We start from the raw sequence: 21,718 nt of genomic DNA, 5'->3' as shown, positions 1-21,718 counted from the left end.
TGTAGAGTGATACGGTTACCTGCCAGTGCGGGAGGCAGTTGCTCCCGCGTGTTTATTTGCGTACTGCTTGTTTACGTACTTAGTTGTGGAGCCAGCCAGGTAACCAGTCTCCGTGAGCGGCAATCAGGTCATCCGTCAGTGCATAAATTTCGTCAATGCTTAACACGGCAGCGGTGTGCGGGTCGAGCAGGGCGGCATAGTACACATCGTTTTTGTTTTCATTCAGCACAGCCTGAGTGACTAACGTCTGAACGTTAATGTTGGTTTGCATCAACGCTGCCAGGTGGGCTGGCAGCCTGCCAATATGGGTTGGTTGAATGCCGTTGGCATCGACCAGGCAGGGTACTTCCACGCAGCAGCCTTCTGGCAGGTTGTCGATAAGCCCGTCATTACGCACGTTGCCGTAAACCACTTCGGGTGTGCCAGTCCAGATGGCATTCATGATGGCGCTGGCGTATTCGCGTGATGGTGACACATCAATACGTTCCGCCTGCTGGTAAGCCGCCAGGTCTTTATGCCAGGTATCCAGTTGCTCAACGCAGCGTTTGGGGTACTCATCTAACGGAATTTGATACCGGTCGATAAGATCCTGCCGCCCGGGTTTAATAAACCAGGGGGTATATTCGGCAAAGTGCTCTGAGGACTCAGTAACGAAGTGGCCCAATTTTTTGAACATTTCATAGCGCACAATATTTGGGCAGCGCGTGTTGCCATGAATGTTGGCTTTGGGAACGCGGCCCTGGGCATACGCCTCCAGCAAATCCGGGTAGACAGATGTGTAATCACCCTGCGCAGTTTTCTTTTCCAGCGCCAGGTAAAACGCCATATGGTTAATGCCAGCGCAGCGGTAACGCAGGTCTGCCGGGTCGATATCCAGGTCCCGGGCCAGTTCTTCGGCCGTTCCCTGAACTGAGTGGCACAACCCTATCTGTTTGATGTGCGGGTAACGGGCATAGATTGCCCAGGTGTTCATCGCCATAGGGTTGACGTAATTCAACAAGGTGGCTTTGGGGCACAACGCAGTCATATCCTCACAAATACGCCACAAGTGCGGAATAGTGCGTAATGCGCGCATGATACCGCCAGGCCCGAGTGTGTCGGCTATGGTCTGCTCCAGCCCATGGCGTTTGCAGATTTCAAAATCAGTGACCGTACAGGGCTGGTAGCCACCAATCTGAAATGCCACCACCACAAAATCAGCGCCGCTCAGCGCTTCACGTTGTTCTGTATGGCAGGTGATATCGCCTGTCGCACCCGTAGATTCCATCAGTTTGCGCACGACAATATGTGATTCTTCCAGGCGAACCGGGTCGATATCCATCAGTGCGATATGCGCGGTTTTTAATGCCGGGCGCTGAAACACATCGCCCAGTATATTTTTCACGAAAATAGTGGAGCCTGCGCCAATAAAGGCAATTTTAGGGGTGGACATCATCATGGTTTCTCCTTCCGGCTGTTAATGATGCCAGCATGGCACTGAGGGGCAGTGGTTATCGTCCCTGTAACCTGTTGAGCTGTCCCGGAAACTCAGAACTTGCGCGCCAGAGCAATAAAAATGACTAAATGGGAGGAAAAAACCGGTTTTACAGAGTTTTTGGCAGAAATTCTGTTCCATTATTACTCTGCTATAACCCGGATTGAGGGTGATATCGCGTTTTTTTGCCCAGGGTTACGCCATCATTCTTACTTTCCAGAACAAGGAGCGACGATGGGACACTCTGCTTTTTCAGCACTGCCAGCCGACCCTTTTATGTGTAGCAGCGATGAACGGGAAACACGCAGCCCGTTGTCGCTGTATTCAGAATACCAAAAAATGGAAATTGAGCTGCGCGCCCCTCATGCCATGGCAACCAGCCACTGGCACGGGCAGGTAGAAATTAATGTCCCGTTCGATGGGGATGTGGAATATGTCATCAATAACGATATTGTGCGCATTAAACAAGGCCACATTACCCTGTTCTGGGCCTGTACTCCGCACCAACTTACGAACCCCGGCCACTGCCAAAGTATGGCTATTTTCAACCTGCCAATGCACCTGTTCTTAGGGTGGCCGCTGGATAAAGAACTGATTAACTACGTGACTCATGGCATGGTTATCAACTCGCTCGCCAGCCAGCAATTGAGTGAGTTTGAAGTCCGGCGCTGGCAACAAGAGTTAAGTAGTAAAGACGAACAAATTCGCCAGGTCGCCATTGATGAAATAGGCCTGATGCTCAAGCGCTTTAGTTTATCTGGCTGGCAGCCGCTGGTGGTGAATAAAACCCGGCCAACACATAAAAACCGGGTATCACGCCACGCTCAATTTTATGTCAGCCAGATGCTGGAATTTATTGCCCGCCATTACGACCAGTCGCTCACCATTAATGACGTGGCGGAGCATGTTAAACTCAACCCGAATTATGCCATGGGGATTTTCCAGCGTGTGATGCAACTGACGATGAAGCAATACATTACCGCGATGCGCATCAACCATGTGCGGGCATTATTAAGCGATACGGATAAAACGGTACTGGATGTGGCTCTGACTGCCGGTTTCCGTTCGAGTAGCCGTTTTTACAGCGCTTTTGACCGCTATGTGGGAATGTCACCCCAGCAGTACCGCAAATTAAGCCAGCAGCGGCGGCTGATGGGGCGTGAAGAAAACGCTTAACTGCGTGATTTTTGTGTTTTCTGGCGGCGTAATACCCAGGCCTTACGCCATGCGCGGTTGTGCAGGAAGCCATTTACCGCCTGGCCAAAAACAGGTGTATTGAGGCTGGTGAAACTGAGCGCGCTGAAAGCAACCCCTGCAACAGACATCGCCACAAACAACGGGTGTGGTGCATGGCCCAGAAACAATTGTGCCAGCGTAAAGAGGAGATACCCGGTTGAGATGGCCGCCACGCACCGTAACAAAACCAGGTAGCCCCTGAGTGCCAGGTAGTAACCTCTGGCAGCCAACGAGCCCAGAGTGAACAGCGCCAGGCAAAAGAGCAGTACACCAGGAACTATACCGGCGAACACTGCATTGCCCGGCCAGCCTGCCAGATAAAATATCCCCATCCACAGCGCCGGTTGCGGCATGGCAAAGCTGCATAGCGCGCACAGCATACTCAGCGCCAGAGGCAGGCCAAATTTAAATGGGTTAAGCACACCCGGGAAAACCAGTTCCTGCATTACGGCTTCCAGTTCTGTTTCACTGGCCTGGCGTATGCGGGCATCCAACAATTTCATCCGGGCAAGGCTCGCTGTAATTTGCTTCATTTCACGCAGTACACATTAAAGAGAGAAAGACTGAAGAAGGCCGATAACATACTGCCCGGATTGTACCGCATTTCCCGGGTGGCGAATGGTGCCGGTCATCGCACTGCCTGCAAATGCCGAGGTATTCACCATTGCATTGGCTAATTCGCGTTGCAGGCTGTGTTGCAGCGCTTCTGCCGGGAAGCGTTTCGGGTACACACCAGCTTTCATGGCGGCTTTGATTCCGGCACCGGATATCCCCGGGTTCTGGGCACGGATAATTTCTTCTGTGAGGCGTTTGCGTTCAGCCCGGCTCAGGCCTTTGAGCCACTCAACGGCTTTGGCAGAGGAAACGCCTTTCATCAGTTTCCAGGTTTCGAGAGTGCTTTTCAGGCCTGCACCGGCACCCGCCAGAGAAATGACATCCAGCACGGTGCTGGTGGTGTTGTACCAACCCTGGCTGTCCAGCCATGCTACGTCATCACTGTGGCCCGTGCCGATAAACGCCAGGCGACCGACGCCAATCGCGCACTGGGCCGCTGTTGCCAAACCGCCAGCCACAATCATTGCGGCGATAACACCGGAGCCACCTGCAGTAAACGGCACGGCAGCAGACGCGCCAACGGCCAGCACCACGGTGGCAACGGTTGCGCCACAGGCAATAGCAGTAGACGTGATTTCGTTGGTCAGTGAAGGGGCCTGAAGGGTGTTGACCACCGCTTTGGTTGCCTGTTCTGCAGAAACTGCACGGACTTTGGTCACAATGACATGGCTGACTTCACTTTTGACCATGGATTTCGCCCGCCGCGAAGGGCGCACCAGCCAGCGCTGTTTCCCGTCATCATAAATAATCCCAACCTGGTAGAAATTGCGGGAACAATCCAGTGTATCGGCCAGTTTTTGAAAATCGATATCTGCTGCACCGCTTGCGCCAAACAACCGCGCACCGGCATAGTCAGGCATGCCTGCTTCTATGTTATTGCCAGGGTATTGCATGTTGAAACTCCTCTCTCCAGAACCATGCGTTGTATTGAGTAACAAGAAAACAAAGCAAAAAATTCAGATTGATGAAAAAGAAGGAAAAAGCGTGGTTTTTCCTTCTTTTTAGTTAGCAGCTGAAAATCAATGAATTGATTTTCCTGGTTTTTATTGGGTGACATCCTCTCGTTCTGTGCGGACATGAGGTTTGTCATCAGACTCATAAATTGTGAATGATGTGGTAATTCATTGTTATTTATCGCAACAGGTTAAAGGGCTGCCGGAACAGGGTATTTAAGATTGTTCTTATTATGCCGGGCAAAAAATGGGGATCTGCGGAAGAAAACTGTGGGAAAAATGCGCTGAGTTGTGCGGGGAAACCGGTGATTTTTGGCAAACCCGGGCAGGCCATGTGGTGAGCCTGGTTGTGTTATTACCCCGGCAGTGCGGAAAATTGTGTGCGGGCCACCAACCAAAGTAGTGGCCCAGCGACATAAAAATTAAGCAGACGCCATCCAGCCCGCAATGATATCCCCATACAGGCTTTGTGCCTGTTCCAGTTTGTTCACTTCACAATATTCATCTGTTTGATGTGCCATGGCCGGTTCCCCTGGCCCGAGAATAATACAGGGTGGATTTCCCAGCGCAGGTAACAGCAGCGAGGCATCGGTAAAGTAAGGCACAATGCGCGGTGTAAGTGGCGTGCCATGCAGTGGCTGGCAGAGTGCGAAGACCGCCTGAATCCACGGGTCTTGTGGGTCTGTCAGAACCGCAGGCAGGTCGACCTGCGCTTCCAGGTGAATATGCTCGCCAATGTGGTGATGCAGCCGCTGGCAAATATCACTGTGGCTCAGATTCGGGGCCGTGCGGATATCCACATCAAACACCGCGTGGTCCGGAACTGAATTAATGTTCAGCCCACCGTGAATGCGGCCAACATTCAGCGTTGGGTGGCGCATTAATGGGTGATCCGGGCCGGGGGAAAAATGCTGGATTTTTTGCAGTGCGTCTGCCGCCAGGTAAATGGCATTGATACCCAGTTCAGGCATGGCTCCATGGGCTGTCTTGCCGGTTGCTTCTGCCCGCAGCCAGAGCGCGCCTTTATGCCCAATCACCGGGTAATTGGCTGTTGGTTCGCCCACAATCAGTGCGCCTGGCGCGGCACCAGCCAGGCCGGATTCCAGCAATGCCCGTGCACCATCACACCCGGTTTCTTCGCCACCGGTCAGCCACAGGGTGACTCCGGTACCAGCACTAATGGCCGCCCGTTGTGCATCGCAGGCACCAATAAATGCGGCAATGGCGGCTTTCATATCGCTGCTGCCACGCCCATACAGGCGGCCGCCCACGATATCTTTGCCGAACGGGTCATACTGCCATTGTTGCTGGCCCAGCGGCACGGTATCCAGATGCCCGGTAAACCCAAGTGGCGCACCCGGAGTATTGCCCGGTAACCGGGCAACCAGGTTAGTACGATTTTCGCCAAAGGGTAACAGGCTTACCTCAAACCCGCGTTCTTCCAGGTGGTTGGCAAGAAACGCCATACAGGCGTGTTCATTACCCGGCGGGTTAATCGTGTTGAACCCGAGTAACTGCCGGGAAAGGGTGATGAGTGGTGTCGTCATGAGCGGGCCCGGGTGAGCCAGTCCAGCGCATTGACCCACAGGCGGCGGTAGCCGTCCCACTGGCAAAACTCATCGGGCAGCCAGTGAGCAGACATATCACTGGTCCAGGCCAGAGTGCGGCCTTTTTGGTATTCCCGCACCGCCAAAAGTGGGTGCCCGGTGCCAGATACCGTAGCAAGCAACTGGCCTTCGGGGTGCATTTCTACTTCGTTATAGCCCAGCAACCACGGCCATTCGCCTGCCAGCCCGTCCAGCACCGGGTGCTGGGTAATGCACTCTGCGCTGGCGCCTTCCGGCACTTCTACCCGGTCATCCCAGGGCAGGCAGCGCACCGGCAACACTTTCTCGACTGCGGTATTGCGGTAGCGAGCACCACCGTTGATACCCTGAAAGCTGAAGTAACCGCCAATCATCATCAGGTTCCCGCCCCCGGCAACATAATCATGCAGTAACGTTAAGCGATTAGGGGTACGGCGGCTTTTCAGCCAGGTGTCCGGGTGCAGTAACAAGGTGTTCGCACCAATATCGGACAAAATAATCACATCCCACGCCTGTAATGCTTCAAGGGTGGTGGGAAAGTGGGCCTGGGCCTCGTGAGCGGGCATGTGGGTGACCTGGTAATCACTCTCTTTCAGTGCCGCGAGAAAGGCATCAGCCCCGGTGTGGTAAGTCGCGGTATAAAACTGGTCAAACCCTTTTACGTGTGTGGCACTACTGGTCCAGGATTCGCCGACCAGTAAAACAGACTTTTGCATGGATAAACTCCTGTTACCCGCCAAATACGCGTTGCGGGTTGGTTATCATTAGTGTTTCCAGTTGTTCGCCGGTAACGCCGTGGCGGCGTAAGCGGGGCACGAAATGTTTGAGGATGTAGCCGTAACCATGGCCGCCATAACGGGTGAGCATGGTTTTCAAAAACACATCCTGGGAAAGCAGCACCTGGTGAATAAAACCGGCATCAATCAGTTCGCGAATAGCACGGGCATTTTCTTCATCGGACGGCGACTGGGCAGATTCGTCGGCATAGTAGTAACTCATGCCTATCATGTCGTACTCCAGAAACGCGCCCCGTTTCGCCAGGCTGTGTTGATAGGCTTTGTCGGCAAAACTGGGGTTCATGTGGCACAGCACGGTATGGCGCAGGTCTGCCCCTTCTTCTTCCAGAATATCCAGCACCTTGTGACCCAACCGCTCCCAACCCGGCAGATGGACTTCAATGGGGACCTGGGTTGCGGCATTGGCGCGCCCGGCAGCCCGTAGCGATTTCTCTTCTTCTGGTGTGAAGCGGCTGGAGATGCCGATTTCGCCAATTAACCCGGCGACCACTTCTGGCTTTTCATCCATGCCGCCCAGGTCGTAAATCAGTTTGTCGGCCAGCGTCTGGATATCCAGAGTTTTGGCCCAGTCCGGATGTGATGGCTCGAGGTATAACCCGGTGCCCATCACAATATTCAGGCCAGTGAGCCGCGAGATACGTTGCAACGCATGGGGATCCCGGCCGATGCCGAGGTTAGTTGGGTCAACCACGGTTTCTCCACCCAGCGCGCGGTATTTCATTAACTCTTCAATGGCAACATCTACATCGAACAACTGGCAGTTATCGCGGCTCATTAACGGGTTGAGCGACAACTCCCCAAGGTTTTCTATGCTGACCGGCGCTTCGGCGATATGGCGGTCGCTACAACAGCACGGGGGAACCCACTTACCAGCAGCATCCAGCAATATATGTTCATGCATCAGCGTGACGCCCATTTCCCCAACAGGCATTGGCCCGAGCACAGTCATCACACTGCCACTGTTCACCCCAACAGGCAGCGGCGTGGGGTGGCGAAAAATTGAACCCTTCATGAGCTATCCTTTTGCGGCGGAACGCGTGGGGTTAAGAATGCGGGTGTTCAGCCAAATGGCGAGCAGGATGATGCAGCCCGTGGCAATCTGAGTATAGAACGGTGAAATATGGGACAGGATCAGTCCGTTCTGGATAACCGCAATGGAGAGCGCGCCCAGTAAGGTGCCGATGATAGTGCCAAATCCGCCAAACAGACTGGTACTGCCCAACACCACTGCGGCAATGACCTGGAGTTCAAACCCTTCGCCCTGGTTGGATGACCCACTACCGAGGCGGGCGGTGATTATCATGCCAGCCAGTGCCGCGGCCATGCCACTGAGCATGTACACACGCATCGTCACTGACTGGGTTTTGATCCCGCTGCGGCGTGCACCTTCGTTATTTGCACCAATCGCGGTGACATAGCGGCCAAAACGCATATGGTTCAGCGCAAAATGGGCAATGATCAACACCGCGATACCGATCAGTGCCGGCATTGGGATGCCCACCACCCACGCCCGTCCCATAAAGGTAAAACCGCTCCCGGCCGGAACCGGTATGGAATAGCCCTGGGTTATCAACAGTGCCACACCACGAACGACCGCCAGTGTTGCCAGCGTGACAATAAACGCGGGGATCCCTTCACGGGCGATGAAAAAGCCATTGATGAGGCCGATCAGTGCGCCAACCGCCAGGCCGCCAATAAACACGACAGGCCACGGCAGGCCCCAGTGGTTCAGCGCAATAGCCGACAGCGCGCCCACCAGGGCGAGTGTGGATCCTACGGAAAGATCAATGCCGCCAGTGGTAATCACAAAGGTCATGGCACTGGCGACAATCAGTAGCGGTGCAGTCTGGCGAATAATATTCAGCCAGTTATTGCCAGTCAGAAAGTAGCTGGTGATAAGTGAGAACACCAGGCAGCAGAACACGAAAAATAGCGCGATACTCACCACGCCGGAGTGGTTATGCAAAATGCGTTTGGGCAGGCTGTGCTGCAGTACGCGGGGGCTGGACATATTAATGGTACTCATGGTTATCCCCTCAATGAGCCTGAGCGGAGTGGGCGGTGAATTTCTCGCCAACGATCAAGTTGACGATATCGCTCAGGCTGGTTTCGGCAACGCGACGGTCGGCAACGTTGGTGCCTTCGTACATCACCATGATGCGATCACAGACCAGGAACAGATCCTGTAAGCGGTGAGTTATCAGGATCACGCTGACACCACGGGCGCTGACACGTTTGATCAACTCCAGCACGGCCTCGACTTCGGCAACGGCCAGGGCGGCAGTGGGTTCATCCATAATGAGCACTTTAGGGTTGAACGCCGCTGCACGGGCAATGGCGATGGCCTGGCGTTGCCCACCAGACAGGTTACGCACCATCAGCCGGGTATCCGGAATAGAAATTCCCAGGCCCTTGAGCATCTCCTGGGCTTCTTTGTGCATGCGCTGTTCATCCAGGAAAGGAATACCCAGCACCTGTTTCATTGGCTCGCGGCCCATAAACAGGTTGCCGGCCACATCAACGGTGTCGCACAGTGATAAGTCCTGGTAAACCATTTCTATTTGGCAACGCCGGGCATCCGCCGGGGTCTGGAAACGGTGTTCTTCACCATCAATGCGAATTGCCCCGCTGGTGGGGACTACAGCCCCCGACAGGATTTTGGTGAGTGTGGATTTGCCCGCACCATTGTCGCCGACCAACCCGAGAACTTCTCCGGGGGCCAGGCGCAGGTTTACGCCACGTAATGAACGTATAGAGCCGTAAGTTTTGGTGATATTCACCATCTCGACTCTGGCCGGGACTGCCTGTTGTTGCATGCCATTACTCCCAATGTCGTGTGACGGTAGATGACGTTGCGTATTCGGATGGTCGCCACACCGGCCCACTTCTTGTAAACCGGTTTACTTAATGGTGACGACCACCCTTCAGGTTTGCTGTGTTCGTTACTTGTTCGCCGCATTTACCCAAGCAGTAACCATGCCAGGTTAAAAAACACTCACTGGATATTATTGTAATATATTGAATTTAAATGATTAAAATGGATGTTTTTTAGTAAACCGGTTTACTAAGCAGTTAGTATGAGTGATGTCTTAACAGGGCGTATTGCGCTAAAACTGCGCAGCCATTGCACACAATTAGCGCAGCCCGGGGGGCGGCATGATGGAATCACGGGCAACCCATTCAACAGGAAAACGAGTCTGTTCCGGCACGGTTTCGCCGTTAAGTAAACGCAGCATCAGTTGCACCGCCGTGGTCCCCATTTGGTGGGCTGGCTGGCGGATAGTGGAAATGCGTGGTTGGGTGAAATTAGCGTAACTGGCATCATCGAACCCGACCAGTGACAGGGCTTCAGGAGCCTGAAGCTGGCGAGCCCGCAAGCCGTCAAGAATGCCCAATACCAGGTAATCACTGGCCGCGAAAATCGCCGTGGGGCATTGTGAACCACTGAATAACTGATCCAGTGCTTTGCCGCCATATTCACGCTGGTATTCGCCATACAGCACCCATTCCGGAGGGCATGACAGGCCCGCGGCTGCCAGCGCTTCACAAAAACCCTGGTAGCGTTCGCGTACACTCATCAGGGCATCCGGCCCACCGACAAACGCAATGTGGCGGTGCCCGGCGCGGATTAACTGCTCTGTCGCAAGGCGGCCACCCTGAAGGTTGTCGGCAAACACTTTGGGAACATGGCTGCCAGGGATATCTTCATCAAGCAAAATTATCCGCTGGTGGTGCTGTACCTCGCGGCGCAACAGGCCGTCATCCGGGCGGTTGGTGGTAAACAACAGGCCATCGACCTGGCAGGTATCCAGCCAGCGAATAAACTGCCGTTCTTTTTCAGGGTTATTCCGCGTGACGCACAGCACCAGGCTGTAACCTTGTGCAGAAGCGGCTTCTTCGGCGGCATCGGCCAGTTCAGCAAAGAAGGGGTTGGTGATATCCGGTAGCACCAGACCAAGTGTTTCACTGCCGCCTTTGCTCAGGCGGCGTGCCAGACTGTTGCGCTGGTAATCCAGCTTACGAATGGCTGCCTCAATCCGTGCTGCCGTTTCCTGAGGCAACACCAGATTATGGTTGAGGTAGCGTGAGACAGTGGCTTTCGACAGCCCCGCCAGGTTTGCAACGTCTGAAAGAACAACCCGTTTTTTGGTCATGATCGCCGTTATCGTATTGACTGTTCATATCAGTAACACAGATAGCGCTCAGGAATATAGCGTTTTGTCACCTTTTCCGGGGGATGAAAATTAGCACTTGACAAGAGATGCCAAAACGCGAATTTTAATAACCTGTTCCCGACGTTGCCTTTGCTGCATTTTCTCTGGTTATGGAATACCTGAGAAAATATGTTTCGTTTCTCTCGCAGGCCCCATTTTTGGCGTCTGTGTTCTTTATTTGTCCCGCCAAAATACACCTTGTTGCTTTGTAACAAGTTCATCATTTTTCTGACGAGGGCATGACCAATGTTATTCAACACCAGCAAAAAAAATGTTATTTCTGGCGCGCTGATACTTTCTGCACTCTTGTTCGGTAAAGCAATGGCGGCAACGCCAGGCTATGCATTGGTGCAAATTAACCAGCAGGCACTGTTTTTCAACCTGATGAATAAAGGCGCACAAGAAGAAGCAAAATCCACAGGGAAAAATTTAGTTATCTTTAATGCTAACGATAACCCTGTATCGCAAAATGATGCCATTGAAAACTATATTGAACAGGGTGTTAAAGGCATTATGGTTGATGCCATTGATGTGAATGGCATTATGCCCGCTATTAAAGAAGCCGCAGCGAAAAATATTCCTGTCATTGCTATTGATGCGGTATTGCCTGCCGGGCCTCAGGCTGCTCAGGTTGGGGTGGATAACGAAGAAGGCGGCAAAATTTTAGGCAAATTCTTTGTTGACTACATTAATAAAAACGCCGCAGGCAAGGCCCGCCTTGGCATTGTTGGGGCACTTAACTCCGCGATTCAGAACCAGCGCCAGAAAGGGTTTGAAGAAACCCTGAAGGGCCATAAAGGCATCAGTGTTGCGGATGTGGTGGATGGCCGAAATATCCAGGATGATGCCATGACTGCAGCTGAAAACCTGATAACCGGCAACCCAGATCTCACCGCTATTTATGCCACGGGTGAACCGGCATTATTAGGGGCGATTGCCGCAGTGGAAAACCAGGGTAAACAGAGCCAAATCAAGGTGTTTGGCTGGGATCTCACCGCCCGTGCCATTAGTGGTATTGATGCCGGTTACGTGACTGCTGTATTGCAACAGGACCCGGAGAAAATGGGCCAGGAAGCGGTGAAAGCGCTGAATGCGATTAACAGCGGTAAAACTGTCAGCAAGAACATCCTTGTTCCGGCAACTGTGGTGACAAAAGCGAACGTTGATACGTTCCGCCCACTGTTTAAATAACCCACTTGCAGGCGCTACCCGGCTTGTGCCAGTAGCGCCGCCAGTGTTGCTCTGCTCGGGAAAGCCAGGCGTGTTCCTGGGCGGCTGATGGTGATAGCCGCCGCCTGGCTTGCATGATGCAGGGCAAGGGCATCTGGCCGGGTGTTGCGCAGCAGTGTGGAGGCCAGCATTACAGCCAAAAATGTATCGCCCGCGCCAGTGGTATCAACCACGGTGGCAGGCACCGCAGGGACATGTTCCGTGTGGCCGTGGGCGTGTAACCGCGCGCCCTGGCTACCCAGCGTTTCCACCACCAGGGTGTGAACGGTGTCGGGCTGGAGTAAACGGGATTCATGCTCGTTGACGACGGCGATGTCCACCAGCGGCCACAACTGGCGAAAATCTTCCTGGACAGGCGAAGGGTTAAAAACAGTCAGCATCTGCTTGCTTCGCGCACAGGTAAATAATGCCCGGGTTTTTTCCGGGGTGAAATTACCCTGTTGCACCAGCACATCACCGGGGCGGGCAGTTTCCAGTAATGCAGTAATGGTTGCTGTTTCCAGTGCACTGGCGGCATCGCAACTGGTAATAATTGCGTTGTCGTCATCATTGGTAGTGAAAATAATTGAGGTGTCGGTGTGAACAGGTAATGGTGTTTCTGGAAATAACTGTAATGTTTCGGCCTGAAGTTGTTGGTAAATCCATTCTCCGTAGTGGTCATTTCCCCTGCCGGCAATTAACGTTACAGGTAATCCACAGCGGGATAAAACAATGGCCTGGTTTGCACCTTTGCCACCAGTATCAACCATTATTTTTTCCCCGTGCAACGATTCACCTTTATGCGGTAAGGCAGAGCATTGCCAGGTTTCATCGACAGTAATATTCCCGGCAACATAGATATGCATAGCCGTTTCCTTTTTTAGAGGTTTAACATGGGTTCTATATCAGCAACAAAAACGAGCGCAATTCAAGATATTTTTTCACGAGATAAAGTAGTGATTGGTGTTATTCATTGTGAAGCCTTTCCTGGTGCGCCAAAATATAATGGCAAAGCTTTTAGTAGTATTGTTGAGCGCGCGCTGCGTGATGCTGAAAATTATATTGCAGGTGGTGTGCATGGTTTGATTGTGGAAAACCATGGCGATATTCCTTTTTCTAAACCCGAAGACATTGGCCCGGAAACAGCGGCATTTATGGCAGTGATTACTGATAATATCCGCCAGCGTTTTTCCGTTCCTTTGGGGATTAATGTGCTGGCAAATGCCGCTATTCCCGCGCTGGCGACGGCGCTGGCGGGTGGGGCGGATTTTGTGCGGGTTAACCAGTGGGCTAATGCCTATATTGCCAATGAAGGTTTTGTGGAAGGGGCCGCGGCAAAAGCTCTGCGCTACCGTAACCAACTTCAGGCGAGCCACATTCGTGTTTTTGCCGACAGCCACGTAAAACATGGCAGCCATGCCATTGTGGCAGACCGCTCCGTTGCTGAGCTAACCCGCGATGTCGAGTTTTTTGAAGCCGATGCGGTGATTGCCACCGGGCAACGTACTGGTGACAGCGCTACATTGAGTGAAATTGACGATATTCGCAGTGCCACGTCGCTGCCTTTGTTGGTGGGCTCGGGTGTGACGCCGGACAACGTGGCGACCATTTTAGGCCGTACCCAGGGCGTGATTGTTGCCAGTGCGCTGAAAGAAGGCGGGGTCTGGTGGAACCCGGTAGAACGTGAACGGGTGGTGAACTTTATGGCAGCGGCACGCCCCGCGCTGGAGGCCTGATGACCGCATTCAGTGACCAACTGCTGGCCGTGCATAGTGATGTATGGAACGAGATGCAGCAACACCCCTTTGTGCAGGCTATAGAGCAGGGAACCTTGCCAGAAACCGCTTTTCATCGTTACCTGGTTTTCGAAGGGGAGTTTGTGTTCAGTGCAGTGGAAATTTTGGCTCAGGGGTTGAGCCATGCGCCGGATGTATCATGCCAGCGCTGGTTAATCCAGGGGCTGAATGGCCTGGTAGATACCCAACTTGGCTGGTTTGAACGCGTAATGGCAAAGCGCGGTGTGGTTGCTGAACACTGGCAACCCGCGCCTGCCGGGTTTATTCGGTTTCGCGATGGCATGCTACAAGCCGCCCGTACTGGCGGCTACGCCGACATCATGGTTCTGATGTTTGGCGCTGAGTGGATGTATTACCACTGGTGCGCGCGTGCTGCTGCCCGGCCACAGCACGATGAAGACCTGCGCGACTGGTTATCTATGCATGCGGATGATGCTTTTTACCAGCAGGCGTGCTGGTTAAAACAGGAAGTGGACCAGTGCGGTTTAACGCTTTCCGGGCAGGAAAAGCAGCGGCTCAGCCAGTTATATGGTGATGTCCTGGCGTGGGAAATCGATTTTCACCAGGCGATGCTGGGTTAAAAATAATACCCTGTCGCGCATATTTAAATAGGTGATGGGGTGTTTGTAATGTTCTGGTTAATATTTTATGCGCTTTTTTATCGAGGTGTTTATTGTTTTTAACATATGCTAATTGTGACTAAAATATAGTCACTAGTATGTAATTATATTTCCATAAAATATAATTAACTGATTGTTTTAAGCTGCTTTTTTTGCATGGCATGCTGTTATTTTGCGATTTTCCCCTCTTGTGTTTCCATATTTTTCATATAGTTGGAGCGATTCTTGTTAGTGCGGGTAAGTAAAGCAGATATATTACAGTCATTGATTTAATGTTGTTATTATTTTGTCCGGGTAAAATAGCACTCTCTGATTAAAAATCTGTTCAGGTATTTTCGTTATTCACTGCCGCTTTCTGTTGCAGTGATTGCGTATATTGGTTGTTTATTTTTTATAAATTTTGCAAGGACACTGTCTCTTTTACCTGGAAATAGATGTATGAAATTATCACCGACAAAAAATAAGTTAGCGGCAGGCATAATGCTGTCTCTGGTCTGTTCTGGCGCATGGGCTGCTGATCCTTTTGCAGTTGATTCACCGTGGATGCTGGGAGACTGGGGCGGTACGCGTAGTGAACTTCACGATAAGGGCATAGATTTCAATGTAAATTATGTCATGGAAGCGGCGACGAACCTTGGTGGTTACCAGAAACACACTACGGCACGTTATACCTTAATACCCATCTGGATCTGGAAAAACTGCTAGGCTGGCAGGACATGGAGTTTCAGGCAACCATCACAGATCGCAACGGGCAGAATCTTTCTGATAATTTGAGTGATTCACGTAGTCCAATGCTGTCTTCTGTTCAGGAAGTTTATGGCCGTGGGCAGACCTGGCGTTTAACCCAGCTATGGTTGAAAAAAGGGTTCTGGGATGACCGCCTGGATATTAAAGTTGGCCGGGCCACTGTGGGTGAAGACTTTGGGTCTATCGAAACTCACTTCCAGAATTTAGCACTTGGTCCTGGCATACCAGGAAAATCACGCAGTAATTATTGGATGAACTGGCCAGTTTCGCAGTGGATGGCCAGGGCGAAAATCAATTTCACGCCAGAAGTCTATTTCCAGGTCGGGTTATATAATGAAAACCCGTATAACTACGACAAAGGGGATGGCTTCCGTTTTGAATTTACTGATTCCGATGGCAATCTGGTTCCGTTTGAACTGGGCTGGCAACCTGAACTGGGGCCGGACCATCTGAAAGGTAATTACCGGCTGGGCGGTTATTATACCTCTGCTCATGGGTCGGTATACCATACCTGGCAAGATGGCAGTTATTCATCTGAAGCCCATGGATATGGCGGTTACCTTATCATCCAGCAACAACTGTTTGCTCAGGGGCATGATAACCACCGTGGTCTGACGCTTACGCTGAGTAATATTATGAACGACAGACGCACGTCAAAACTGGATAACACTCAGACGGTGGCACTGGCCTGGAAAGGGATGTTTGAGTCTCGTCCTAAAGATGAAATTGGTCTGGGGGCGGCCCGGTTACATGTTAATTCAGCCTATAGCCGGATGCTGGAACGTGAAAATGAATATCACGGAGTGAGCGACTATAACGATGCCACTTACCTGCCAGTGATTCATGGCGCGGAATATGATTACGAACTCTACTATTCAGTTAATGCGACAAACTGGCTGACTATTCGCCCGAATATTCAATATGTCGCCGCGCCTGGCGCGAACAGTGCTGTGAAAAATGCCGTAGTGGCAGGGCTGGGTGCCAGCCTTAATTTCTGACGCAGCAGCAGGTTTGCACTAAATGAAGCTGGTCGGGCGGGTTGCTGGCCGGTTTCATTATCTCCTCTTGATAAACAATACCCCCCAAACCGCATAATCACCTGCCGGGCGCATTCCTTGCCGCCGCTGTCCTGAAGTGTTAAAAGATGCGCCTTTACGAAACATGACAGGGGAAAACCGTGGCAAATACGTCACAACATACCGGTGAGTTGCTAACGGAGGAGACATCCGGGCACCACCAGGAACTGCATCGTGGGCTGAAAAACCGCCATATTCAATTGATAGCGCTGGGTGGGGCAATTGGTACCGGGCTGTTTTTAGGCATTGGTCCTGCTATTCAAATGGCGGGGCCTGCAGTGATATTGGGTTATGCACTGGCCGGGATTATTGCTTTTCTGATTATGCGCCAGTTGGGTGAAATGGTGGTGGCAGAGCCGGTATCCGGTTCTTTCGCTCACTTTGCCAACAAATACTGGGGGCCTTTCGCCGGGTTTTTATCTGGCTGGAACTACTGGGTCATGTTTGTGCTGGTAGGAATGGCTGAACTGACTGCTGCAGGCATCTATATGCAGTACTGGTTCCCCCATGTGCCTACCTGGATTTGGGCGGCCGTTTTCTTCATTGCTATTAATGCCGTAAATCTGGCGAATGTTCGCCTGTATGGTGAAATGGAATTTTGGTTTTCCATTATCAAAGTGCTGGCAATTATTGGCATGATTGCCTTCGGCTTGTGGTTGCTGTTTTCTGGCCACGGCGGTCAGCACGCCAGTTTCAGCAACTTATGGCGTTACGACGGCTTTTTTGCCACCGGAACTCATGGGCTGGTGATGTCTCTGGCGGTGATTATGTTCTCCTTTGGTGGCCTGGAGTTGATAGGCATTACCGCAGCGGAAGCTCACAGCCCGGAAACCACTATTCCCAAAGCGATTAACCAGGTTGTCTACCGTATTCTGCTGTTTTATATCGGATCACTGGTGGTGCTGTTGTCGCTTTACCCCTGGTTGAATGTCAAGGCAGACAGTAGCCCATTTGTGATGATTTTCCATGAACTGGACAGTAACCTGGTGGCTTCTGTACTGAATGTTATCATTCTTGTTGCCTCGCTTTCGGTCTATAACAGCGGAGTTTATTCCAATAGCCGTATGCTGTTTGGCTTATCTGTACAGCAAAATGCCCCGGCTTTCCTGGCCCGGGTGAATAAACGGGGAGTGCCGGTATACGCTTTATTGCTGTCAGGGATTATTACTTCACTGGTGATAGTGATTAACTACCTTTTGCCAGAAAAAGCCTTTGGTTTGCTGATGGCGCTGGTGGTGGCAACACTGCTGCTCAACTGGCTGATGATTAGCCTGGCACACCTGAAATTCCGTGCCGCCATGCGGCGTAAAGGCCGTGACAGCCGCTTTCCTGCGCTGTGTTACCCGGCCGGGAATTATTTGTGCATCGCCTTTATGTTACTGATCCTTGGCCTGATGTGCACCATGGACTCCATGCGGCTGTCGGCCATTCTGTTGCCTGTCTGGGTGTTGGTGTTATTTGCCGCATTTTGGCTGCAGAGGCGTAACAGGGCAGTATTATAATCAGGCGTTATTCAGGGCGTTAAAGGTGCAGGCATATGTTAACCGGAATGAATCACCTGACACTGGCGGTAAGCCAGGTTCAACGCAGTATGGATTTTTACGCCCTGGTGCTCGGGTTTGCACCCAGGGCACAGTGGGCCCGTGGTGCATATTTATCTTTAGGTGATCTCTGGCTATGTTTGTCGCTTGATAAGCCAGAGATATCAAGTGATTACACACACTATGCTTTTACTCTGGAACCCGGAAAAATGGCGGAGTTCCGCGCCAGGCTGGGGGCTTTTGGCATAGTGGAGTGGAAGCAAAACCGTAGTGAAGGTGATTCAGTCTATTTTCTTGACCCTGACGGGCACAAACTGGAAGCCCATTGTGGTGGGCTTTCCAGCCGGCTTGCAGCCTGCCGGGAAGCACCCTGGGAAGGCATGGTTTTTTACCCGCATGGCGAGTAACCTGGAACGCACTCGGGCAGACAGATACCGTTAACTGGCATGGGAAACTGGAAAAGCCCGCGCAATGTTGGCTGCTCTCACCGGGTATGATTCCTGCAGCCAGGCAGGTTATTACTCCACGTTAAAAAGTTAACTCCTTACCACTTAAGTGGTTTTTGGTGTTCATAAAACATTTCTTATAGTTCTCAGTGGGTTACTCTGGCACTATAGGGCGCGGTAATGATAACCCGCTCTGGTGGCTGCTGTTTATGGTGGCTGGCAACCACGGGCGTAAAGCCACCACTGTGTAAATACAGCGTGCTGGCGGTATAACAAAACAGGGAAAATTATGCGTTTCAGGGGATTACAACTGGGTGTGGTTTTACTGGCACTGGTTGGCAGCCAGCCAACAGCATGGGCATCTTCAGATGCAGGGTCCTGCCCCTGGGGAGTGTTGCGCTGCCCACTACAAGGGTTGCCGTTTCTGGATGTAGATAACGATACCAATGATAACTTGCTGCGCCTGGTAAGTGCCGGTAAACATTTTACCTTGCCAGTGTATGCCTTCCCGCTGGATGCCAGCACAGTACGTAACGCACATTTCGGTTACCACTATGATGAGCCTGAGTCACCGGTGGGTGACCCGGTTGCGCCACAAGATGCGGCGCTGGCAGCATTAAAAAACCAGTTGGCCGCGCTGGGTATACCTGGCCAAACACTCAATGTGCCTGGGCCGGGCGAACTGGATACGCGCTTTGTGTCTAACTCAATTTCTTCTACCGTCTCATTTATCACGGCTTTACAGGCTGAAAGCTCACTGGCGCCAGAGCAGCGCAAAGCACTGGCTCAAATTCGCCTGGCCTTGCTGGCCGAGGGAGGCGCGGTTGATGGTGACGACCATGTAGATAGCGCAGCCTGGCCGCCAGATTCTGCCGCCGGCGCTTTTTACCGTTATTTATCTGCAGCCCGCGCGTTTTACTACGGTAATTATTCTGTTGCCCTGAATACCTTCAGCCAGTTGGCGGAAAACCCGCAGAAATGGGTTGCGCAGGCAGCAAGTTACATGCTGATTCGCACAAAATTAAATATGAGTGCGCAGTATGCGGAAGATGAATACGACATGTTTGATGCGCGCAATGTGAATCAGGGCATGGTTCGCGAGGCGCGAGAACTTGCTCAAAGTTACCTTGCCACCTGGCCAGATGGTGAATACCGGGATTCTGCTGTGGGCCTGTTGCGGCGTATTGCGTGGTATTTGCAGGACTGGTCGGTACTTGGCCCACAGTATGAAAGCGCGCTCGCTCATGCCACCGATGCCGCTTCGCTGAAGGCTCTTGTTGCGGAAACAGACAGTAAGTTTTTGAGCCGCGATCTCTATGGTTATGGGTATAACAACGATTTTGTATCCGATGCCAGAATGCCATTGCTCACTTTCATTCAGTCTCTGCGGTTATTACGCGAGTACGAACGGACCGACAGTTCAGGCCCCAAAATTACAGCTGATTCCCTTAAAACACTGCAACTATTGTTTAACCAGGCGGGGGAACAACCCTGGGGTGATTACCTGCACACGGCCTGGTTGTACTGGCAGCAGCAGGATTACCCGGCAGTGCTGGCGGCTGTCACGCCACAGGCGCAAGTGAGCGATGATGACCTGCCCGGGTTCAGCCAGCAGGTTCTGTATGGCTATGCGCAAGTGGCGTTAAAGCAGTGGCCGCAAGCTCTCGCGCACTGGAAAGGCCTGTTGGAGCATACCCAAAATGGCGAGCGCAAGGCATTTCTGGAAGCTCAGGTGGCCGCAACTGAAGTGGAACAGCAAAAAGTGGGTGACATTTTTGCTGCAGGCAGCCCGGTAACTAACCTGCGCTACCGTTCACTGGTGCTAAAAACGCTTGCCTCGCGTGAGTTACTGCGCCAGCAAGTGAGCTCGGGAATGAACGATGACGAACGCACCATTGCATTACATACATTGCTGATGCGTGATTTGATGGCGCAGGATTATTCCGCCTGGCTGGCAGATATTTCTTTGCAAAACCACATTGCCCACCCGGCCGGTGGGGAAGACTTCAGTGATGTTTCCCTTGCGCAATTTAGCTGGGATGGAAAAGGGGCTGAAACGGGTTATTACTGCCAGCCCCTGCAGGCTACGGTTCAGGCACTGGCTAAATCCCCGGCGGGCAGCCACAACCTGAACTGCCTTGGGGAGTTTATCCGTACTGCGGGTGCGCAAATTAATACCTGGCCAGAAAGTGGCGGTAATGCCGGGCTGGACACCGCGGTGGAGCACCAAAAACCGGTCACCCAGCCAGACCGTATGGCGCTTTACCGCCTGGTTATTAACAACCCAAATAGTGAGCCGGAAGATAAAAGCTTTGCGCTTTACCGTGCTGTGATGTGCTATGCCCCTTCCGGGTCTAACGATTGTGGTGGCCTGGATGTGAGTAAAGCGCAGCGCAGGCAGTGGTTTAACCAACTACACCGTGATTACCCCGGGAATATATGGGCAAAACAGCTGCGCTATTACTGGTAACCGGGCTTTTGGGCATAGTACCTGCCATTTTGGCTGGCACTATGCCTGCTACGGAAACGAAAACAGTAACGGTTACCCCCAGCCACTATGATGCATTCTGGCTGTGGTCAGGCAGGCGTTTACCCGGCGGGTTACCTGCTATTCGTACCTTGTATCTCCATCAGGGCGAAGTGTTAAACCTGCACGGAAAAGCTGTATTTATGCGCCAGGGGCAACCTGTTGCTTCGGTGAAAGCTACCCACATTTGGCTGACTGTCCGGCTGGAGACGCTGGCGTTACCCGACGACCAAATTGGCCGCATGGTTAACTTATTGCTGCGCTGGGAAAAGGCCGGGAATCATGTTGTGGGGTTGCAGTTGGATTTTGATGCAGCAACCGGGCGTTTGGCTGAATATGGCGTATTTTTGCAACGTGTTCGTGCAAAAATGCCTGCTGATTTCGCATTAGGGGTGACCGGGTTGCTTGACTGGGCGCATACCGGAAGTGTGGCACAACTGAACCTGTTACCCATTGATGAAATTGTGGTGCAGACTTATCAGGGGAAGCGCACAGTGCCTGGCTATCAACGCTATTTACCCGCCTTGCAGGGGTTGCATATTCCTTTCCGCATTGGCCTGGTTGAAAACGGGAGCTGGGGGGATATGCCTGGTGAGGTACGGGATTCGGCATGGTTTCGGGGGTATGTAGTTTTCCTGGTGCAATAAACGGCTGAGTGCCGCAAAGCTGAATCAGTAACTGTACTAATGGCTGAATCATAATAAATAGCGTTTAATTAATTATTGGGGTGGATTAATCCTGGCTATTTTAAAATGAAAAAATAATAAAGCTTTATTATGATAGTAATCTGTTAATTCAGGTTACTGGTCATGTCTATTACTCATCCTTTCTGTGAATACTCACCACATTGCTCGCTTGGTAATATTTGTTCAGTGAATAAT

General features: G+C 52.1%; 18 protein-coding genes and 1 pseudogene. 9 read left to right on the top strand and 10 right to left on the bottom strand.

Annotation, left to right across the window (positions count from 1 at the left end; all coding sequences use genetic code 11):
- Nucleotides 1-79: 79 nt before the first annotated feature.
- The gene (melA, locus tag DES37_RS11710; RefSeq protein ID WP_110025956.1) at nucleotides 80-1,435 is read right to left on the bottom strand and encodes an alpha-glucosidase/alpha-galactosidase; all 1,356 of its coding nucleotides are present in this window, start codon (nucleotides 1,433-1,435) and stop codon (nucleotides 80-82) included.
- A gap of 273 nt (nucleotides 1,436-1,708) precedes the next feature.
- On the opposite strand from melA, the gene melR reads away from it, so the two are divergent.
- Nucleotides 1,709-2,650, top strand: coding sequence for a transcriptional regulator MelR (gene melR / locus DES37_RS11705; RefSeq protein WP_036106918.1), 942 nt, complete (start codon nucleotides 1,709-1,711; stop codon nucleotides 2,648-2,650).
- On the opposite strand, the gene DES37_RS11700 is transcribed toward melR, so the two are convergent.
- From DES37_RS11700 to DES37_RS11665, 8 genes are all read right to left on the bottom strand, one after another.
- The gene (locus DES37_RS11700; RefSeq protein ID WP_146211509.1) at nucleotides 2,647-3,243 is read right to left on the bottom strand and encodes a hypothetical protein; all 597 of its coding nucleotides are present in this window, start codon (nucleotides 3,241-3,243) and stop codon (nucleotides 2,647-2,649) included. The two genes, melR and DES37_RS11700, sit on opposite strands and share 4 nt — an antisense overlap.
- Before the next feature lie 15 nt (nucleotides 3,244-3,258).
- Nucleotides 3,259-4,218 carry an Ssp4 family T6SS effector gene (gene ssp4 / locus DES37_RS11695; RefSeq protein WP_036106601.1) on the bottom strand — a complete coding sequence of 320 codons (960 nt, stop codon included), beginning with the start codon at nucleotides 4,216-4,218 and terminating at the stop codon, nucleotides 3,259-3,261.
- 482 nt (nucleotides 4,219-4,700) lie between these two features.
- Entirely contained in the window at nucleotides 4,701-5,825 is a 1,125-nt protein-coding gene (locus DES37_RS11690) for a M20 family metallopeptidase (protein ID WP_110025880.1), read from the bottom strand.
- Entirely contained in the window at nucleotides 5,822-6,580 is a 759-nt protein-coding gene (locus DES37_RS11685; protein ID WP_110025879.1) for a glutamine amidotransferase, read from the bottom strand. Before DES37_RS11685 ends, DES37_RS11690 begins: the two co-directional genes overlap by 4 nt.
- Before the next feature lie 13 nt (nucleotides 6,581-6,593).
- Nucleotides 6,594-7,673 carry a phosphotriesterase family protein gene (locus tag DES37_RS11680; RefSeq protein ID WP_110025878.1) on the bottom strand — a complete coding sequence of 360 codons (1,080 nt, stop codon included), beginning with the start codon at nucleotides 7,671-7,673 and terminating at the stop codon, nucleotides 6,594-6,596.
- 3 nt (nucleotides 7,674-7,676) lie between these two features.
- A complete protein-coding gene (locus DES37_RS11675) occupies nucleotides 7,677-8,678 on the bottom strand; it encodes an ABC transporter permease (protein WP_170123768.1) in 1,002 nt (333 codons plus the stop codon).
- Between the two features lie 19 nt (nucleotides 8,679-8,697).
- Nucleotides 8,698-9,444 (bottom strand): ATP-binding cassette domain-containing protein, encoded by a 747-nt coding sequence (locus tag DES37_RS11670; protein ID WP_170123767.1) that lies wholly within the window; start codon nucleotides 9,442-9,444, stop codon nucleotides 8,698-8,700.
- A gap of 351 nt (nucleotides 9,445-9,795) precedes the next feature.
- The gene (locus DES37_RS11665) at nucleotides 9,796-10,815 is read right to left on the bottom strand and encodes a LacI family DNA-binding transcriptional regulator (RefSeq protein WP_425451710.1); all 1,020 of its coding nucleotides are present in this window, start codon (nucleotides 10,813-10,815) and stop codon (nucleotides 9,796-9,798) included.
- A gap of 306 nt (nucleotides 10,816-11,121) precedes the next feature.
- Between DES37_RS11665 and DES37_RS11660 the strand changes: the two genes are divergently transcribed.
- Complete coding sequence (locus DES37_RS11660; RefSeq protein WP_036106569.1) at nucleotides 11,122-12,066, top strand: ABC transporter substrate-binding protein; 945 nt, start codon at nucleotides 11,122-11,124, stop codon at nucleotides 12,064-12,066.
- Nucleotides 12,067-12,080: 14 nt separating this feature from the next.
- On the opposite strand, the gene DES37_RS11655 is transcribed toward DES37_RS11660, so the two are convergent.
- A complete protein-coding gene (locus DES37_RS11655) occupies nucleotides 12,081-12,950 on the bottom strand; it encodes a ribokinase (RefSeq protein ID WP_110025876.1) in 870 nt (289 codons plus the stop codon).
- Between the two features lie 27 nt (nucleotides 12,951-12,977).
- Between DES37_RS11655 and DES37_RS11650 the strand changes: the two genes are divergently transcribed.
- The 7 genes and pseudogenes from DES37_RS11650 to DES37_RS11620 all read left to right on the top strand — a co-directional run bounded on the left by DES37_RS11650 (nucleotide 12,978) and on the right by DES37_RS11620 (nucleotide 21,484).
- The gene (locus tag DES37_RS11650; RefSeq protein ID WP_110025875.1) at nucleotides 12,978-13,820 is read left to right on the top strand and encodes a BtpA/SgcQ family protein; all 843 of its coding nucleotides are present in this window, start codon (nucleotides 12,978-12,980) and stop codon (nucleotides 13,818-13,820) included.
- Entirely contained in the window at nucleotides 13,820-14,461 is a 642-nt protein-coding gene (locus DES37_RS11645) for a TenA family protein (protein WP_110025874.1), read from the top strand. The genes DES37_RS11650 and DES37_RS11645 overlap by 1 nt, the downstream gene beginning before the upstream one ends.
- Nucleotides 14,462-14,980: 519 nt before the next feature.
- Nucleotides 14,981-16,245 (top strand): annotated as a pseudogene (locus DES37_RS11640) (carbohydrate porin).
- A 209-nt stretch (nucleotides 16,246-16,454) separates the two neighbouring features.
- Entirely contained in the window at nucleotides 16,455-17,825 is a 1,371-nt protein-coding gene (gene pheP, locus DES37_RS11635) for a phenylalanine transporter (protein ID WP_170123766.1), read from the top strand.
- A gap of 35 nt (nucleotides 17,826-17,860) precedes the next feature.
- Nucleotides 17,861-18,271 (top strand): fosfomycin resistance glutathione transferase, encoded by a 411-nt coding sequence (gene fos / locus DES37_RS11630; protein WP_110025873.1) that lies wholly within the window; start codon nucleotides 17,861-17,863, stop codon nucleotides 18,269-18,271.
- A 328-nt stretch (nucleotides 18,272-18,599) separates the two neighbouring features.
- Nucleotides 18,600-20,780 carry a PA5441 family protein gene (locus tag DES37_RS11625; RefSeq protein ID WP_110025872.1) on the top strand — a complete coding sequence of 727 codons (2,181 nt, stop codon included), beginning with the start codon at nucleotides 18,600-18,602 and terminating at the stop codon, nucleotides 20,778-20,780.
- The gene (locus DES37_RS11620; protein WP_110025871.1) at nucleotides 20,750-21,484 is read left to right on the top strand and encodes a DUF3142 domain-containing protein; all 735 of its coding nucleotides are present in this window, start codon (nucleotides 20,750-20,752) and stop codon (nucleotides 21,482-21,484) included. Before DES37_RS11625 ends, DES37_RS11620 begins: the two co-directional genes overlap by 31 nt.
- Nucleotides 21,485-21,718 lie beyond the last annotated feature (234 nt).

The organism is Mangrovibacter plantisponsor (assembly GCF_003182475.1).
Taxonomy (GTDB): Bacteria; Pseudomonadota; Gammaproteobacteria; order Enterobacterales; family Enterobacteriaceae; genus Mangrovibacter; species Mangrovibacter plantisponsor.
This window is presented reverse-complemented; position numbering and strand designations above follow the sequence as displayed.